We start from the raw sequence: 17,233 nt of genomic DNA, 5'->3' as shown, positions 1-17,233 counted from the left end.
CTCCTCGCGCTTCGCGCGATCGACCACGGGCGAGCTACGCTCGTCCCGGACCCCTCCAGGGGAGGGTAAGAGACACCGCGGCACAATTCAGAAGCACCTCACCTCGGCTTCCGCCTGGGCGCGCCTCAAGTCATTCACCGCCGAGTTGGCCTGCTCCGAAGTGCGAAACTGCACACCGAGATCGCCGCGCACCTGCGACATGCTGAGCGCGGTCTCGGCGGTCACATAGCGCTCGTAGGGTATGATCGAGGCGACCACGTCGATGGAGCAGGAACATTGCTCGATCGCGGAGCGCGTCTCGCCATTGGCCTTCATGCAGCCATAGACGTATTCCGCGCGCGCGGCGGTGGGATAATCATTGGCCTCTTCGGCCCGTGCCACGCATACGCTCGCAGCGAGCGCCGTCAATGCGGCGACAATCGGTCGTAGCCGTCCGGCCAGATTCATGCGCGTCCTCCCGCTGGTTGCGACCAAGGCTATGCTATGCGTATTGTGCTGAAAAGCACTCTGTCAGAGGAAACGGCTCACAAGGTGATGAGAGTTTTGGCGCGAATTTGGGCGCTCGCAACGGTGCTGGCGCTAGCCGCACCTGCTGGCGCTGCGGACACGATCCGCCTTGCAGTGCAGAAGACCGGAACATTCTCGTGGGAGCTGGCCGCGATCCGCAGCGCCGGCCTCGACAAGGAGGCCGGCTTGGCGCTGGAGGTCACCGAGCTGGCGAGCACCGAAGCCGGCAAGATCGCGATGCGCGCCGGCAGCGCCGACATCATCCTGTCGGACTGGCTGTGGGTGTCACGCGAGCGCACGCTCGGTGCGAAGCTCACCTTCTATCCCTATTCCAGCGCGCTCGGCGCCGTGATGGTGCCGGCCTCATCGCCGATCAAGACGCTCGCCGACCTCAAGGGCCGCAAGCTCGCGGTCGCCGGCGGGGCGATCGACAAGAGCTGGCTGCTGCTGCAGGCGCGGATGAAGCAGGACGGCATCGACCTCAAGTCGGAAGCAACCATCGTCTACGGCGCCCCGCCGCTGATCGCCGCCAAGGCGCTGGACGGGGAGATGGATGCGAGCCTCAACTTCTGGAATTTCTGCGCCCAGCTCGAAGCGAAGGGCTTCAGGCGCCTCGCCGGCATCGAGGACATCTTGCCGAAGCTGGGCGCCAAAGGCGCGGTCGCCGCGGTCGGCTATGTCTTCGATGAGAGCTGGGCCGCGAGCCATAAGGAGGCCGTCGCGCGCTTCATCGCGATGACCCGCAAGGCCAAGGAGTTGCTGGCGACCTCGGATGCGGCCTGGGACAAGGTCGCGCCGCTTACCGGCACGTCCGATCCTGCCCTGCTCAAGGCTTACCGCGACCGCTACCGCGACGGCATTCCGCGCCGGAGCATCGATGACGAGGAAAAGGACGCGCGCGTGCTCTACCGCGTGCTGGCCGAGATCGGCGGCCGCGACCTCGTCGGCCCTGCAGCCGAGCTCGATCCCGGCACCTTCTATCACGCAGTCCCCGGAGACTGAGGTGCTGCGCCTGCTCTCGTTCGCCCTGTTCCTCGCGATCTGGTGGATTGCCGCGCTCCTCGTCGGCGGCGCAAAGCTGCCCTCCCCGCCGGCGGTGCTTCAGGTGATGATCGCGGAAGCATCAAGCGGCGCGCTGTTCCTGCATCTCGGCGCCACGCTGGCACGCGTCGCGCTCGCCTTCACCCTCGCGATGTCGCTCGGCAGTGCCATCGGCTATTTGATGGGCCGGGTGAAGCTCGCCGACCGGCTCGGCGATCCCTGGCTGATCCTGTTGCTCAACCTGCCCGCCTTGGTCGTGATCGTGCTGGCCTATATCTGGGCTGGCCTCACCGAGGCCGCCGCGATCGCGGCGATTGCGATCAACAAGCTGCCGACCGCCATCGTCACATTGCGCGAGGGCACGCGCGCGCTCGACCGTTCGCTCGACGAGATGGCGAGCGTGTTCGCAATGCCGCGCTGGCGCGCCTTCCGCCACGTCGTGCTGCCGCAACTGGCGCCCTATATCGCGGCCTCGGCCCGCTCCGGCCTGTCGCTGGTGTGGAAGATCGTGCTCGTCGCCGAGCTGCTGGGGCGGCCGAACGGCGTCGGCTTCGAGATCGGCGTCGCCTTCCAGCTGTTCGACACGCCGCGGCTGCTGGCCTATTCCCTCACCTTCGCCGCCGTCGTGCTCGTCATCGAAACCTTGCTGGTGCAGCCGTTCGAAGCCCGCGCAAACAGGTGGCGGCCCCGTGCGGCTTGAGGTCGATATCACGGGCAAGACTTTCAGGAGTGCCGCGGGCGGAACGCACGAGGTTCTGGCGCCCGTCAAGTTCGCGCTGCAATCCGGCGAGGTCGGCGTGCTGATCGGCCCCTCCGGCTGCGGCAAGAGCACGATGCTGCGCATCATCCTGGGACTGGACCACGACTTTGCAGGCCGCGTCGCGCGACCGCCGGAGGCGCGGATCGGCATGGTGTTCCAGGAGCCGCGCCTGCTGCCGTGGCGCTCGGTCGAGCAGAATGTACGGCTGGCTGCGCCCGATGTCGCGGATGCCAAGCTCGCCGAGCTCTTCAGGATTTTGGAGCTGGAAGCGCATCGCGACCACTATCCCGGTGAGCTCTCGCTGGGTTTGGCCCGGCGCGTGGCGCTCGCCCGCGCCTTTGCCGTCGAGCCGGATATTCTGGTGCTCGACGAACCGCTGGCATCGCTCGATGACGCTCTCGCCGGACGCCTGCGCGATGAAATTGCAACGCTCGTCGCGAGCCGGCCGGTGATGACGCTTTTGGTGACACACAGCCTGGACGATGCAGTGCGCCTGGGCGACCGGCTGTTCTTCCTGTCGCCGCGACCAGCGCGGATCGTCGCCGAGGTGCCTATCGGCACCCCGCGCGACACACGCGGCGAAGCCGAAATTGCGGCGATCAAGGCCGGCCTCGCGCAACGAACTCAAGGCGACCGCACTGAGCGAGATGCCTCATAGCCGGTCGCCTGGTGGACGTGCTAGATTAGCGGGCGGCGGAGCTGATGATGACACGGACAGTCGCCTTCGCAACGCTTGGTCTTGCAGCGCTTAGCCTCGCACTCGTTGCGATGACGGCGGGCGCGCAGGACATGATGCGTGGCATCGACCTCACCTCCCCCGCGATGGTCTCGGCTGAAATGACGAGGCTGGAGGTCGAGGCCATGTTGGCCAAAGCGAGCCCAAAACAGCCTGCCGATTTCACCGGCAAACGCCTGTCGGGTCTCGATCTCTCGGGGCTGGACCTGTCCAACACGGTTCTCCGCGCCGCGCGGCTCAACAAGACAATACTTCGAGACGCCAGGCTGGACGGTGCGATCCTCGATCAGGCGTGGCTGCTGGATGCGGATCTTACCGGCGCAAGCCTGAAGGGCGCCAATCTGTTCGCCTCGCAAATGGCCCGCGCGCGTCTCGACGGTGCGAACCTGTCAGGAGCGCGGATCGCTGCCGACCTCACCGGCGCAAGCCTGGTCGGCGCCTCGATCGCGGACGCGAATCTCAGCGCCGATATGCGAAACCAGTCGATGGGACTGATGCGCGCGGTACTGAGATCCGCCAAGCTGGAACGGCTGAACGCGCGCAACGCCGATTTGTCGCGCGTTGACCTCGAATTCGCAGTCCTCAGGGGCGCCGATCTGAGCGGCGCATCACTGAAAAACGCCCAACTCGGCGGAGCCGATCTGACCGGCGCCATCGTCATCGACGCCGATTTCGACGGCGCCGATCTCGTCTCGGCGAAGCTGATCGCACCAAATGGCCTTGACCGCGCCAAGAATTTCGACAAGGCAAAGAACCGCGAGCGCCTGATCAGGGAATGACGGCGTCCTTTGGGAGGACTGGCTGATGCGTGGGGTTCTTGCTTTGACCGCGTTGTTGATGCTTGCCGGCGAAGCCGCCGCGCAGACCAAGGGCAAGGGCATAAGGCTCTGGAATCTCACGACGGAGACCATCTCCGGCTTCCAGCTTGCACCCGCGGGCAAGACCGACTGGGGTCCGAACCAGTGCTTGAATGACAAGGACAAGGAGGTCGACCACGACGAGCGGTTGCGCATCACCGGCATCGAGCCCGGCCGCTACGACGCCAGGGTCAGCTACCCCAATGCACGGCAGTGCGTCGTCCGCGATATCGAGATCAAGGCCGACGCGGTGTTCTCGATCGCCGACAAGGATCTGAAGGACTGCACCAAGTAGCGTTCGAACGGATTCTGGCAGCTCACGCCTTGTCGTTCGGGTGCGGATATTCGCAGCGCCACTTCACCGCGTGCCACTTCGGATGCTCACCGACCCATTGCGCGATATAGGGCGGCGCGGCCATCGCGCATTGCCGCGGCGACCCGGAATAGTGGAACACCAGATGCCGCTCCTCGCAGGTCGCAGGCGAGAGCACCGCGCACACAGTCACCACCAGGTCAATCGGGTTCATGCCGGGATCCTCTCGCAAGGGGGCGATGGAGAGATTAGCACATGAAGCTACGCGCGAAGGAGGGGGAAGTTTCATAGCGCCGGAGCCTCGTCATGGCCGGGCTCGGCCATCCACGCCTTGCCTCGTGGAACAAAGAACGTGGATGCCCTGGCCGTCGCCTCGCCGAAGTGGCTTCGGCCGCGCACGCGGGAAAAGCCCGGGCATGACGACTTTCCGCGCTAAAAATTCACGCCGAACACCAATCGTGCCTGATGCCGCTCGAAATTGACGAGGTCGAGATTGCCGCCTGAGCTGGCCGGGCGCCCCCAGGCCTGCATGCTCCAGCTCGCCGTGAGCCGGGAACGCTCGGAGAGCTGGAAATAGGCGGTGGGGCCGACAAACAGGGCCTGGCCTGAGAACTCGCTAAGGCCGATGCCCTCATATTGCCGGAAGTAGCGCATCTCGCCGCCGAGCAGCACATTGGGCCGCACCCGCATCAGGCCGGCAAACGCGGCCCCGATCGTCGAGCTCTTCTCGGAAGCCCCTCCAATCTCGAAGCGCGCCCATTCCGGCTGGTAGATCAGGTTGAGGGCGCCGATGGCGAAGTTCGGAATGAGTTCGCGGTCGAAGGCGAACGTGAATTCCGTGCCGTACATCCGCCCTTTCGCGCCGCTGGTCTCGTCGATGCGGTCGCCGTGGAGCTCGGCCGCAATCGTGAGGCCGAATGGTGCGCGCTCACGGTCGAGCAGGCGATAGCGCAGGTCAAGCGAGATGCCCTGGAAGTTGAACTGGCGGCGGTCGTCGATGTCAGGGACGCCGGTGATGTGGTGCAAGCTGGCGGTGCCGCCGACCTCGACACGAAAATTCGGCAGCGGCACCACCTCGATCTCGACCTCGTGTTCAAGGGCGCGATAAGCGCCCCCGCCTTTGCCGAAGCGCCCCGTCGTCTGGGTCTGGAATTCGCGCTCGCCGACATTGCCGATATCGGTGCCGATCATGAAGCCGAAGATGTGCTCGGTATCAAAACCTGCCTCGGCGCTGCTGCGCGCCGGTGCCAGCACGATCGCGCACACGATCACCGTCCAGAACTTGCAGGCTCTGCCGCCCATCCCGTGCCCCAAAGGCGCGCGCCGCTATGATGCGGCAGCAGCGCTGACCGGGCGTCAGCGTAACACACTGCCGCAGAGCACGGTCGAGATTTTGCGGGGAAAGAATTGAAGCCCCTCCACGTGCGGCTTTCGCGCGATCCGCAAAGCATAGAGCACGGCGAGGCGCAGATCCGACACTGCCACGGCTCCGACGGCGTTCGCCATCGAAGCCGCGGCAGGTCGTCGGTCTTACTTGCGCGAGGCGCAGGCGTACATGTTGATTTCCATGCCGACCGGCACTTCCACGATCTTCGGAGCTTTCCAAGCCATTCGGGTCTCCCAAGGTATTGAGCGCGACATCGCGCGGCGAAAACCTAGGGCTGCGTCAATTGCAGTTCAAGCCTCGATTCGACTGCCGCCGCGTCTGTGCCAATTCTTCGCGGCCGCAATTTCTCTCTCGGACAAGGCAAGTTCCCTCCTGGTCAAACATGACCAGCGAGACACTGCCTTGTGCAATGCACCGCGCGTCCAATCGACAACGTCGCCGTCAGCAATCCTTGTCGGCCATTTCGGCATTCGGCTTGGCGCCTGCAGCGCGCTGAGCCGCCGTCGGCTCGCTCTGCATTTGGCGCTGCGCATCCTCGGACGACGCCGGCGATTCACCGCTGGCACGGTTCATGGTGCTGGTCGGCGGATGCTGGCTGGTACCGCTCGCCGAACCGGACGTGTGCGATTGCGCGGAGCCCACGGTGACCGGACCAGAACCAGCATCCTTGTCGGTGCTGGCGCTGCCGGTGTTGCAGGGCCCGGCGACCGCAACCCCGGCGCTCAGCGCCAGGATTGCACAGGCAGCAAGAAGGGAACGATTCGTATTCATCTGCATCTCCTTTTCTCCCGCAGCGCAGCCCCGGCGCCGGCAGGACATGCGGAGAAACAGGCCGAGCAGCCCGATGTTCCCGAGCGCGAGACGAGAATGATCGCAAACGTTACGCCCGTCACGCCCGTTCCGGCCGCGGCGCTCACCGGAGCAATCGCACGAGCGCGCGACCGGCGCGCGCGTTCAGCTCCTTCGCATCCAGCGTTCCGTCCTTGTCGGGATTGGCTGCGCTGAAACGCTGCTCGACCACCGACAAATATTCGTCGAGGGTGAGGGTCCCGTCGCGGTCGGGGTCGGCCGCGGCGAGTGCTTTCGCGCTCAACCGTCCACGCAGTTCGCGCGCATCGAGCGTGCCGTCGCGATCGGGATCGAGCTTTGCGAACGTGGCGGCGGCGGCCTTCTTCACCTCGGCAAGATCGAGCGTGCCGTCATTGTCAGTGTCGAACAACTTGACCGCATTGCCGGAGGCCGACCACGCCGGACCGGCCGACAGTGCAATTACAAGTGCAAGGGCAATCGAGCGAGCCGAAATCATCGAGACCTCCCTGACATAGCCCCGGATCGATGGGGCAGAGCCGAGATAAACCCGCAAGCGGGGCTCGGTTCAAGTCCGGACCTGCAACTTGCGCGCGCCACAACCGGTCGAGATGCATCGACCTGCTTCCGATAGTGCTTCGCGCCGCGGAATTTCTCAGCGTCTCCGCACAAGTCGGAGTTGCCCTCGTCAGGTTTCCGTCAGGTGACCGCCGACGATATCGGCACGGCAGTTACGACTTTCGTATTGACGGGTTTTGGTTTCCGACGGAGTGTTGCAGCCGCAGCGTCAAAGGCGCGCATATTGGGAGGAACGGATGAAACGCTTTGCGATGGCCGCGGGCCTCGTCATGCTTGCGTCAACCTGTGCAAATGCACAAACCACCGAGCAACTGGTCAAGGGTGCGACCGACACCTCGAACGTCCTCAATTATGGAATGGGCTACAATCTCCAGCGCTTCTCCACGCTGAAGCAGATCAACAAGGATACGGTCAAGAATCTCGTCCCGATCTGGAATTACAGCTTCAATGACGATCGGAGCGAGGAATCGCAGCCCATCGTCTATCAGGGCGTCATCTACGTCACCTCGCACAATGCCACGATGGCAGTCGATGCCAAGACCGGCAAGCAGATCTGGAAGAGCAAGATCGAATATCCGGCGGAGACGCCGCGAATCGTCTGCTGCGGCATCATCAACCGCGGCGTCGCGATTCACGAGGGCAAGCTGTTCCGGACGACGCTCGATGCCCACGTGATTGCCATCGACGCCAAGAACGGCAAGGAGCTGTGGCGGCAGAAGGCAGCCGACATCAAGGAAGGCTATTCGATGACGGTGGCCCCGCTCGTTGCCGACGGCGTCGTCATCACCGGCATCTCCGGCGCCGAATTCGGCACAAGAGGCTTCATCGACGGCTGGGATCCGGCAACGGGCAAGCATCTCTGGCGGACCCACTCGATCCCCTCGCCGGACGAGCCCGGCGGCGACACCTGGAAGGGCGACACCTGGAAGCTCGGCGGTGGCTCGACCTGGATCACCGGCTCTTATGACCCCGAGCTGAACACGGTGTATTGGGGCACCGGCAATCCCGGCCCGTTCAACTCGGCGGTGCGCCCCGGCGACAATCTCTACACCTGCTCCGTCCTGGCGCTGGATCCCAAGACCGGCAAGATCAAGTGGCATTACCAGTTCTCGCCGAACAATCCGTTCGACTACGACGCCGTGGCCGAGATGGTGCTCGCCGACATGACGATCGAGGGCAAGCCGACCAAGGCGCTGCTGAATGCCAACCGCAACGGCTTCTTCTACGTGCTCGACCGCACCAACGGCAAGCTGCTCGCGGCCAATCCTTACGTGAAGGTCAACTGGGCAACCGGCATCGACATGAAGACGGGACGTCCGATCGAGACCGACGTGTCGAAGGACGCACGCGAGGGCAAGAAAGTCACCGTCTATCCCTCGATCCTTGGCGGCAAGAACTGGGAGCCGATGTCGTTCAATCCGCAGACCGGCCTCGCCTATGCCAACACGCTCGCTTTCGGCGGCAGGTACAAGACCGAGCCCGTCACCTACAAGCAGGGCGAATGGTATCTCGGCATGGATCTGACCGACCTCTGGGAATACGGCGACGGGCCGCGCGGTCATCTCAAGGCCATCGACCCCATGACCGGCAAATCGAAATGGGAGGCGCCGAGCGACATTCCGCGCTTCTCGGGCGTGCTCTCGACGGCCGGAGGCGTCGTGTTCTCAGGCGCGCTGACCGGCGAGTTCGAGGCCTTCGACGCCGACACCGGCAAGAAGCTCTGGCAGTTCCAGACCGGCTCCGGCATCGAGGGACAGCCGGTGACCTGGCAGCAGGACGGCGTGCAGTATGTCGCCGTGACGAGCGGCTATGGCGGCGTCTACTCGCTGTTCTCCGGCGACGAGCGGCTTGCCAACGTGCCGCCCGGCGGCTCGCTGTGGGTCTTTGCGGTCAAACAGTAAAACACGGGTACGATGCTGAAAGTGATCCCTCACAAGACGGCGGCGATGATCGCCGCCGTCGCGGTGCTGTCGGTCGCGCATGCGGCGACCGTCCGCGCCGATGACACCACCGGCAATTCCATGCAGGCGCAGATCGACCATGGCAAGTCGACCTACGCCTCGAAATGCTCGCACTGCCACGGCCCCAATCTGATGAATTCCGGCACCGTCACGCCGGATCTGCGTGCCATTCCCGACGACAAGACGCGCTTCGTCACCACGGTGAAGAACGGCAAGAACAACAAGATGCCACCCTGGGCCGACATTCTCAGCGACGACGAGATCGGAAACCTCTGGGCCTTCGTCTCCAGCCGGAGGAAGCCATGAGGGGCCGGCGCGTTGCCTGGAGCGTTGCGGCCGTTCTGTCCGCGATGGCGTCGGTCGCTCTCGCAGCCGACGATCCTCTGAAGGTCTGTCTCGACGAGGACCGGCCGCCGCTCTCGGTGCATCGCCGCGACAAGCCGGATGCCGGCTTCGACGTGCTGCTGGCGCAGGCAATCGCCGAGCGGATGGGACGCCCGCTGAAGATCCAGTGGTTCGAGAGCAGGCTGGATGAGGATTCGAGCCCGCAGCTCGAGGCCAACGCGTTGCTCTCGGACGGGCGCTGCTCGCTGGTCGGCGGCTACGCGCTGACGCAGGATTCGCTTGTCGCACCCGGGATGAAGACGGCGCGCTTGCCGGGTTTCGCCGGCGCCACGCGCGACGATCGGCGGCGCCGCGTCCCGCTCGGCGTGCTCGCGCCGAGCCAGCCCTACATCTATTCGCCGATGACGGTGGTGCTGGGGCCAAAGGCCCGCGGGCGCAAGGTCGGCGACATCGGCGATCTCGCCGGCCTTCGTCTCGCCATCGAAAGCGGATCGCTCGGCGACGCCATTCTGATGACCTTCGACAAGGGACGCCTGATCGACAACATCACCCATCTCGTCCCCGGCCGCGACGATCTCCTCGGCGGACTCGAGCGCGGCGACCATGACGCGACGCTGATCGATCTTGCCCGCTTCGACGCCCATCGCGCCGCGCACCCGGACACGGCGATCACGGCGTCCGGCTACTATTATCCGATCGGAGCCAATCGCGGCTATGTCGGGCTCGCCAGCGATGGCGCGCTGATCGCGGCCGTCAACAAGGCGCTGACGGAGCTCACGGCTTCGGGCAAGATCGCCGAATTCGGCAAGCAGGCCGGCCTCACCTATCTGCCGCCGCGCGAGCCCGCGATCCTCGGCGATGTCTGGACCAAGATCATCCAGCGGTGAGGCACCGTCATTCCGGGGCGCCCGCAGGGCGAGCCCGGAATCCATTTATCAGCAGCGCATGCGGGGCGATGGATTCCGGGCCTGCGTGCTGCGCACGCATCCCGGAATGACGGAGGATGTGGCTAGCGGCGTCTCCCTTCGTATACTGGAGGCATTTCATTCGCCCATCGGTGCCCCGTGAATTCCCCGGCCATCGCCAGCAATCTGCGCGTCCGGGTGATCACCGAATAGGCACCGCGCAGACCAATCGAATGCGCCAATCTGTCTCGCCTGCGACCGATGGCAGCGACAGCCGGATGCAGTAGGTTCGGCAAAAATCAGGGAGAGAATCATGTCCGCCAAGCTCGATCGCCGCCACTTCATCGCCGCCGGGACCAGTGCACTGGCGATGCCGCTCGTCGCGCGCGGCGCATCGGCACAGGGTAGCTGGCCGGCGCGGCAGATTCGCATGATCTGCAGCTATCCCGCCGGCGGCCAGACCGACCTGCTCGCGCGCGCCTATGGCGAGTTCATCTCCAAGCAGGTCGGCAAGACCGTCGTCATCGAGAACAAGCCCGGCGCCTCCGGCGCGATCGGGACGGCGGAAGTCGCCCGCGCCGAGCCCGACGGCCACACCATCCTGTGCTCGATCTCGACCACCTACATCATGAACCGTGTGGTGATGAAAAATCCCGGCTACGACATGGACAAGGATTTGACGCTCGTCAGCGTCATTCCCGGCGCGGGTCTGTTGCTGGTCGCGAATCCGAAAACAGGGGTTAAGACGCTGGAGGATTTCGTCGCCTTCGCGCGCAAGAGCGGCAAGGTGAACTTCGGCACCTACAGCGCGGGCTCGGCCCCGCACATGACTGTCAACGAGCTCAACAAGCAGTACGGCCTCAACATCGAGCCGGTGCATTATCGCGGCGAGGCGCCGATGTGGACGGGAATGCTGGAAGGCACCCTCGATGCCGCGATGGGCAGCTACACGGCCGCGCAGTCGGTCCTGCAAAGCGACCGCGGCACGGTGTTCGCCGTGCATTCGAAGAAGGTCGATGCGATCCCCGCGATCAAGACCCTTCCCGAGCAGGGCGCGACGTCGAAATTCTTCACCGTGAGCGGATTCACCGGCTGGGCCGTGCCCAAGGCGACGCCGCAAGCCGTCGTCGACCGCCTGGCCGAGCTCTGCGTCGCCGCCAACACCGATCCGAAAGTGAAGGAGGTTCTCTCGACTTTCGTGCTCGAGCCCGCGATCGGCTTCAAGGAAACCAATGCGCTGTACCAGCGCGAGCTGCCGATCTGGATCGAGAGCGCGAAGTCGTTGGGCCTCGAGCCGGCCTGATCAGAAAGTTGGGCGCATCGCGGGGACGGCCTCGCCGGCCGCTTTTGGAAAAACCGCGTCTAATGCTCGCCCGAGCTCGCCGCGCCCTGCTGTGCCTTGTGGATCGAGGACGGCACCACGCCGAAGTATTTCCGGAACACCCGGCTGAAATGCGATGAGCTGGAGAACCCCCAGGAGAAGGCAACGTCGGTGATAGTCTTGCCGGCGTGGGCCTCGAGCTCCTGGCGGCAGTTCTGCAGCCGCGCCTGCCAGATGTAGTCGCTCACCGTGGTGCCGCGCTCCGAGAACAGCATGTGCAGATAGCGCTTGGAGCAACCGAGCTCGGCCGAGATCTGGTCGATGCACAGATCCGGGTCGCGCAAGTGCTCCCGGATGAAGAACTGCGCGCGCACATACATCGCTTCGGGCCCGACACGATCGAACATCGTGTCGGCTTCGCGCAGCGGCAGCAGCAACAGGTCGATCAGTGAATCCGCGACGCCGACCGCGCTGTTGGCGGACAGCTTTGCCGCCTCGTCGAAGGTGGCGTGGACGAAATCGTGGGCGATCCGCCCGGTCCCCGTCTTCGCCGTCAATTTGCACGCCGGCATCCGCTGCGACGGGAATCCGCGGTCGCGCAGCAGCGCCTTCGGCACGATCACCACGTCATGACGGGTAAAGGCAGGACTGATGATCGAATGCGGACAGGAGACGTCATAGGCAATGATGTCGCCCGGATTGATCTCGATGTGACGGCCTTCTTGTTCGAAATAAGACACGCCGTAGGTCTGGAAGTGGATTTTTATGTACGGGTGTTCATTGGCCTTGGCGCGCGCCAGCGTGTGCGCGATGCGATGCTGGCTGACCTCGATCTGGCAGAGCTTCAGGCGCGAGACCGTGGTGTAATCGATGCGACCTTCGAGTGAGGAAGCCTCCAGCGGATCGACGTCGAAATGCCCGCACAGGCTCGTGAGCCCGTCGATCCAGCTCTGGATCTGCCGCTTCGGCGTCATTCCGGTCGTCGAGAGCGTGTGAATGGTGTCGGACATTAATCCAGCCACTGATTTGATCCGGAGATTCGGCGCGAATCGCAACCAGCGCTGCCGGAGCCCTCAGCCGTGATTGCGCGACGTTTACCTCGCATTTGAGCGGTCTCTTGCAACGAGCGCCATCGTTCCATTGCCACTCTTGAAACTTAATCCTCCGCCTTAGTTGCAGCGCCGTCAAGGGGAACCTGAGCGCCGAGGCGGCCTCGAGGGCGCACCGAAGCCGCTGAATTCGCTACTGCAAAATCAAAATCTTCACCTCCGTGCGCTGTCGAGCAAGCCGCCTTCGCTCTTGGGCAAGTTTCCCGATGGCGAAGCCGTTAGGGATTGCGGCAGGAACAACAAGAACGGGCCGCTCCTGCACGTGGACCCGTGGCTCTCATCAGGAGGAGGAAACAGCACAGCATCGTTTCTGGTCCCCATCGTGACCGCCCTGCACGAGCAGACGCCGGACGAGAAGCCCGGCGATTGAGCAACGCTTCGGAAATAATAAACGAGACCAACGGAGGAATAACTATGCGCAAGGTGCTTCTGGCGACCTGTCTTGGTTCGGCGGCGGCTCTCGCCGTCGGCAGCGCTTCAGCAAATGACGAGCTGATCAAGATGTCGCAAAACCCGAAAGACTGGGTGATGCCGGCGGGCGACTACGCCAATACCCGCTATTCGAAGCTAAACCAGATCAACGCACAGAATGTCGGGAAACTCCAAGTTGCCTGGACCTTCTCGACCGGCGTGCTGCGTGGCCACGAGGGCGGCCCGCTGATCATCGGCAACATGATGTACGTCCACACGCCGTTCCCTAACAAGGTCTACGCCATTGACCTTTCGCAAGAGAACAAGATCGTTTGGAAATACGAGCCGAAGCAGGATCCCAACGTCATCCCCGTGATGTGCTGCGACACCGTCAACCGCGGCCTGTCCTATGGCGACGGCAAGATCATCCTGCATCAGGCCGACACCAACCTCGTGGCGCTCGATGCAAAGACCGGTCAGGTGGCCTGGTCGGCCACCAATGGCAACCCGGCAAAGGGCGAGACCGGTACTTCGGCGGCCCTGGTCGTCAAGGACAAGGTCCTCGTCGGCATATCCGGCGGGGAGTTCGGCGTGCAGTGCCATGTCACCGCATACGACCTCAAATCCGGCAAGCAGGTCTGGCGCGCCTATTCCACGGGTCCGGACGATCAGATTAAGGTGGATCCGGTGAAGACGACGTCGCTCGGCAAGCCGGTCGGCCCGGACTCTTCGCTGAAGTCCTGGCAGGGCGATCAGTGGAAAATCGGCGGCGGCTGCACCTGGGGCTGGCTCTCCTACGATCCCGCTCTGAACCTTGTCTATTACGGGTCGGGCAATCCCTCGACCTGGAACCCGAAGCAGCGTCCCGGCGACAACAAATGGTCGATGGCGATCTTCGCCCGCGATGCCGACACGGGCATGGCGAAGTGGGTCTACCAGATGACGCCCCATGACGAATGGGATTATGACGGCGTCAACGAAATGATCCTCAGCGACCAGCAGATCAACGGTCAGAACCGCAAGCTGCTGACGCACTTCGACCGCAACGGCCTTGCCTACACCATGGATCGCGACACCGGCGAACTGCTGGTTGCCGAGAAGTACGATCCCAAAGTGAACTGGACCAGCGGCGTCGACATGGACAAGAACTCGCCGACCTATGGCCGTCCGAAGGTCGTCGCCCAATTTTCCACCGAGCACGGCGGAGAGGACAAGAACACCAAGGGCATCTGCCCGGCCGCGCTCGGCACGAAGGACCAGCAGCCGGCTGCCTACTCGCCGGACACGCAGCTGTTCTACGTTCCGACCAACCACGTCTGCATGGACTACGAACCGTTCAAGGTGAGCTACACCGCAGGCCAGCCCTATGTGGGGGCGACGCTTTCGATGTACCCGCCCCAGGGTGAAAGCCACATGGGCAACTTCATCGCCTGGGACAACAAGACCGGCAAGATCGTCTGGTCGAACAAGGAGCAGTTCTCGGTCTGGTCAGGTGCGCTCGCAACCGCAGGCGGCGTGGTGTTCTACGGCACGCTCGAAGGCTACCTGAAGGCGGTCGATGCCAAGTCCGGCAAGGAGCTCTACAAGTTCAAGACTCCGTCCGGCATCATCGGCAACGTCACCACCTATGAGAACAACGGCAAACAGTACATTGCCGTGCTCTCCGGCGTGGGCGGCTGGGCCGGCATTGGTCTCGCGGCAGGCCTGACTGATCCGACCGCAGGCCTCGGCGCCGTCGGCGGCTACGCGGCCCTCAGCAACTACACGGCACTCGGCGGTACGCTGACCGTGTTCTCGCTGCCGAACTAGGCCTCGCTTAGCATCGCTCCGGCGCGTGGATCGTTCCACGCGCCGGCTCGTCTCCACCGAATGCCGGCCGAGGAACAAATCTCTTGCGTAAAATCTGCTCTGTCATTGCTGTGATGATGATCTTCGTTGTGTCCGGAGGAATCGCGGTCGCAGAGGGTCCGGGCGACCCGACCGCTGTGAAGAAGGAAGACGACGGAAAGTGGCTCGATAAGGACGGAAACCCGACCTACAAGATTTCGGCCGACGGTACCGTGGACTGGTTCACCTATTCCGGATATCGCCGCTATCACTCGGATTGTCACGTGTGTCACGGCCCCGACGGCATGGGATCGACCTACGCACCGGCGCTGAGGGACTCTGTCAAGTCGATGAGTTACGGCGACTTCCTCGGCGTGGTCGCCTCCGGCCGCAAGAGCATCTCGACCGCGCAGGAGAACGTCATGCCGGCCTTCGGTGATAACCCGAACGTCGCCTGCTACATGGACGATCTCTACGTCTATCTCCGCGCGCGCTCCACCGACGCCTTGGGCCGGCAGCGTCCTGCGAAAAAGGAGGAGAAGACGGAGGCCTATACCCAGGCTGAAGACGCCTGCATGGGCAAGAAATGAACGTTACGAGGGCTGCCAGGACTACTTCTTGGCGTCTGATGAGAATTTGAGGAGCTACCGATGAAGACACGTGCCGCCGTTGCTTTCGAAGCCAAGAAGCCGCTCGAGATCGTCGAGGTCGATCTGGAAGGCCCGAAGGCCGGCGAAGTCCTGGTCGAGATCAAGGCGACGGGTATCTGCCATACCGACGCTTACACGCTCGACGGCTTCGACAGCGAGGGAATCTTCCCGTCGATCCTGGGACATGAGGGAGCCGGCATCATCCGCGAGATCGGCCCGGGCGTGACCTCGGTGAAGCCGGGCGATCACGTCATCCCACTCTACACGCCGGAATGCCGGCAGTGCAAAAGCTGCCTCAGCCAGAAGACCAATCTCTGCACCGCGATCCGCGCGACGCAAGGCAAGGGCGTGATGCCCGACGGCACCAGCCGTTTCTCCTACAAGGGCAAGCCGATCTACCACTACATGGGCTGCTCGACCTTCTCGAACTTCACCGTGCTGCCCGAGATCGCGGTCGCCAAGATCCGCGAGGACGCGCCGTTCGACAAGAGCTGCTACATTGGCTGCGGCGTCACCACCGGCGTCGGCGCCGTCGTCAACACCGCCAAGGTGACGCCGGGCTCCAACGTGGTCGTGTTCGGCCTCGGCGGCATCGGCCTCAACGTCATCCAGGGCGCCAAGATGGCCGGCGCCGACAAGATCATCGGCGTCGACATCAACGATTCCAAGGAGGAATGGGGTCGCAGGTTCGGCATGACCGACTTCGTCAACCCGAAGAAGATCACCGGCGACATCGTTCAGCACCTCGTCGGCCTCACCGACGGCGGCGCCGACTACACCTTCGACTGCACCGGCAACACCACCGTGATGCGCCAGGCGCTGGAAGCCTGCCATCGCGGCTGGGGCACCTCGATCATCATCGGCGTCGCGGAGGCCGGCAAGGAGATCGCCACCCGCCCGTTCCAGCTCGTCACCGGCCGCAACTGGCGCGGCACGGCCTTCGGCGGCGCGCGCGGGCGCACCGACGTGCCGAAGATCGTCGACTGGTACATGAACGGAAAGATCCAGATCGATCCGATGATCACCCACGTGCTCAAGCTCGAGGAGATCAACAAGGGCTTTGACCTCATGCACGAGGGCAAATCCATTCGTTCAGTCGTCGTGTTCTAGCTCGAAAACGTCACACCAAGGAGGATCGACCATGACTGTTGCACTCCATCCCTCGATCGACAACGGCATCAAGCAAGGCAGCGGCAGCTTCGCCGGCGGCACGCTGGCCTGCCAATGCAGCGACCACACGGTGAAGGTCGGCATCAAGGGCGACGTCGCCCACAACCATGCCTGCGGCTGCACCAAGTGCTGGAAGCCGCAGGGCGCGACCTTCTCCGTCGTCGCCGTGGTGCCGCGCCAGAACGTCACCGTGCTCGAGAACGGCGACAAGCTCCAGATCGTCGACCCCTCCGCGGTGATCCAGCGTTACGCCTGCCAGGCCTGCGGCACGCACATGTACGGCCGGATCGAGAACAAGAACCACCCGTTCTACGGCCTCGATTTCATCCATCCCGAACTGTTCCAGGAGCAGGGCTCGCAGGCGCCGCAATTCGCTGCCTTCGTTTCCTCCGTGATCGAATCGGGTGTGAAGCCCGAGCAGATGGCCGGCATCCGTTCGCGGCTGAAGGAGATCGGCCTCGAGCCCTATGACTGCCTGTCCCCGGCCCTGATGGACGCGATCGCGACCCATGTCGCGAAGGCCAAAGCCGCTTAGGAAGACTGCTTG

20 protein-coding genes are annotated in these 17,233 nt (G+C 63.8%); 13 read left to right on the top strand and 7 right to left on the bottom strand.

Annotation, left to right across the window (positions count from 1 at the left end):
• Positions 1–87: 87 nt before the first annotated feature.
• Positions 88–447: a hypothetical protein gene (locus ACM43_RS26740; RefSeq protein WP_036007918.1), complete on the bottom strand. Its 360-nt coding sequence runs from the start codon at positions 445–447 to the stop codon at positions 88–90.
• Positions 448–534: 87 nt separating this feature from the next.
• Between ACM43_RS26740 and ACM43_RS26735 the strand changes: the two genes are divergently transcribed.
• The 5 genes from ACM43_RS26735 to ACM43_RS26715 are packed head-to-tail and all read left to right on the top strand — an operon-like array spanning position 535 to position 4,196.
• On the top strand, positions 535–1,509 hold the full coding sequence (locus tag ACM43_RS26735; RefSeq protein ID WP_271544307.1) for an ABC transporter substrate-binding protein: 975 nt from the start codon (positions 535–537) through the stop codon (positions 1,507–1,509).
• 1 nt (position 1,510) lies between these two features.
• Positions 1,511–2,248 carry an ABC transporter permease gene (locus tag ACM43_RS26730; protein WP_172785569.1) on the top strand — a complete coding sequence of 246 codons (738 nt, stop codon included), beginning with the start codon at positions 1,511–1,513 and terminating at the stop codon, positions 2,246–2,248.
• Complete coding sequence (locus ACM43_RS26725; RefSeq protein WP_271544126.1) at positions 2,238–2,966, top strand: ABC transporter ATP-binding protein; 729 nt, start codon at positions 2,238–2,240, stop codon at positions 2,964–2,966. The genes ACM43_RS26730 and ACM43_RS26725 overlap by 11 nt, the downstream gene beginning before the upstream one ends.
• Before the next feature lie 47 nt (positions 2,967–3,013).
• Positions 3,014–3,823, top strand: a complete 810-nt coding sequence (locus tag ACM43_RS26720; RefSeq protein ID WP_271544124.1) for a pentapeptide repeat-containing protein — start codon at positions 3,014–3,016, stop codon at positions 3,821–3,823.
• Between the two features lie 25 nt (positions 3,824–3,848).
• Positions 3,849–4,196: a hypothetical protein gene (locus ACM43_RS26715; protein ID WP_271544122.1), complete on the top strand. Its 348-nt coding sequence runs from the start codon at positions 3,849–3,851 to the stop codon at positions 4,194–4,196.
• 22 nt (positions 4,197–4,218) lie between these two features.
• Here ACM43_RS26715 and ACM43_RS26710 read toward each other — a convergent pair whose 3' ends face one another.
• The 5 genes from ACM43_RS26710 to ACM43_RS26690 all read right to left on the bottom strand — a co-directional run bounded on the left by ACM43_RS26710 (position 4,219) and on the right by ACM43_RS26690 (position 6,907).
• Positions 4,219–4,428, bottom strand: a complete 210-nt coding sequence (locus ACM43_RS26710; protein ID WP_036007926.1) for a hypothetical protein — start codon at positions 4,426–4,428, stop codon at positions 4,219–4,221.
• A gap of 218 nt (positions 4,429–4,646) precedes the next feature.
• Positions 4,647–5,516 (bottom strand): hypothetical protein, encoded by an 870-nt coding sequence (locus tag ACM43_RS26705; protein WP_271544119.1) that lies wholly within the window; start codon positions 5,514–5,516, stop codon positions 4,647–4,649.
• Between the two features lie 228 nt (positions 5,517–5,744).
• Positions 5,745–5,825 carry a pyrroloquinoline quinone precursor peptide PqqA gene (gene pqqA, locus ACM43_RS26700; protein ID WP_008562446.1) on the bottom strand — a complete coding sequence of 27 codons (81 nt, stop codon included), beginning with the start codon at positions 5,823–5,825 and terminating at the stop codon, positions 5,745–5,747.
• A 217-nt stretch (positions 5,826–6,042) separates the two neighbouring features.
• Positions 6,043–6,372, bottom strand: coding sequence for a hypothetical protein (locus ACM43_RS26695; RefSeq protein ID WP_271544118.1), 330 nt, complete (start codon positions 6,370–6,372; stop codon positions 6,043–6,045).
• A gap of 142 nt (positions 6,373–6,514) precedes the next feature.
• Positions 6,515–6,907, bottom strand: a complete 393-nt coding sequence (locus ACM43_RS26690; RefSeq protein ID WP_271544116.1) for an EF-hand domain-containing protein — start codon at positions 6,905–6,907, stop codon at positions 6,515–6,517.
• Between the two features lie 316 nt (positions 6,908–7,223).
• On the opposite strand from ACM43_RS26690, the gene ACM43_RS26685 reads away from it, so the two are divergent.
• The 4 genes from ACM43_RS26685 to ACM43_RS26670 all read left to right on the top strand — a co-directional run bounded on the left by ACM43_RS26685 (position 7,224) and on the right by ACM43_RS26670 (position 11,501).
• Positions 7,224–8,888, top strand: coding sequence for a methanol/ethanol family PQQ-dependent dehydrogenase (locus ACM43_RS26685; RefSeq protein WP_271544114.1), 1,665 nt, complete (start codon positions 7,224–7,226; stop codon positions 8,886–8,888).
• A 12-nt stretch (positions 8,889–8,900) separates the two neighbouring features.
• Positions 8,901–9,254, top strand: a complete 354-nt coding sequence (locus tag ACM43_RS26680; protein ID WP_157283950.1) for a c-type cytochrome — start codon at positions 8,901–8,903, stop codon at positions 9,252–9,254.
• Positions 9,251–10,180: a substrate-binding periplasmic protein gene (locus tag ACM43_RS26675; RefSeq protein WP_036007940.1), complete on the top strand. Its 930-nt coding sequence runs from the start codon at positions 9,251–9,253 to the stop codon at positions 10,178–10,180. The genes ACM43_RS26680 and ACM43_RS26675 overlap by 4 nt, the downstream gene beginning before the upstream one ends.
• Positions 10,181–10,511: 331 nt before the next feature.
• Entirely contained in the window at positions 10,512–11,501 is a 990-nt protein-coding gene (locus ACM43_RS26670; protein ID WP_271544111.1) for a Bug family tripartite tricarboxylate transporter substrate binding protein, read from the top strand.
• 59 nt (positions 11,502–11,560) lie between these two features.
• Here the strand turns inward: ACM43_RS26670 and ACM43_RS26665 are convergent, their stop codons facing one another.
• The gene (locus ACM43_RS26665) at positions 11,561–12,529 is read right to left on the bottom strand and encodes a helix-turn-helix domain-containing protein (protein ID WP_025037738.1); all 969 of its coding nucleotides are present in this window, start codon (positions 12,527–12,529) and stop codon (positions 11,561–11,563) included.
• Positions 12,530–13,042: 513 nt separating this feature from the next.
• Here ACM43_RS26665 and xoxF5 point away from each other — a divergent pair.
• The 4 genes from xoxF5 to gfa all read left to right on the top strand — a co-directional run bounded on the left by xoxF5 (position 13,043) and on the right by gfa (position 17,221).
• Positions 13,043–14,848, top strand: a complete 1,806-nt coding sequence (xoxF5, locus tag ACM43_RS26660) for a lanthanide-dependent methanol dehydrogenase XoxF5 (protein WP_157283952.1) — start codon at positions 13,043–13,045, stop codon at positions 14,846–14,848.
• A gap of 116 nt (positions 14,849–14,964) precedes the next feature.
• A complete protein-coding gene (locus tag ACM43_RS26655; RefSeq protein WP_157284197.1) occupies positions 14,965–15,456 on the top strand; it encodes a c-type cytochrome, methanol metabolism-related in 492 nt (163 codons plus the stop codon).
• Between the two features lie 60 nt (positions 15,457–15,516).
• Positions 15,517–16,626 (top strand): S-(hydroxymethyl)glutathione dehydrogenase/class III alcohol dehydrogenase, encoded by a 1,110-nt coding sequence (locus ACM43_RS26650; RefSeq protein WP_027574628.1) that lies wholly within the window; start codon positions 15,517–15,519, stop codon positions 16,624–16,626.
• A 31-nt stretch (positions 16,627–16,657) separates the two neighbouring features.
• Positions 16,658–17,221 carry an S-(hydroxymethyl)glutathione synthase gene (gfa, locus tag ACM43_RS26645; RefSeq protein ID WP_271544107.1) on the top strand — a complete coding sequence of 188 codons (564 nt, stop codon included), beginning with the start codon at positions 16,658–16,660 and terminating at the stop codon, positions 17,219–17,221.
• Positions 17,222–17,233 lie beyond the last annotated feature (12 nt).

Source organism: Bradyrhizobium sp. CCBAU 45321, from assembly GCF_028128975.1.
Lineage (GTDB): Bacteria > Pseudomonadota > Alphaproteobacteria > Rhizobiales > Xanthobacteraceae > Bradyrhizobium > Bradyrhizobium yuanmingense.
Note: the sequence above shows the minus strand (reverse complement) of the source record. Positions and strands in the feature narration are given on the sequence as shown.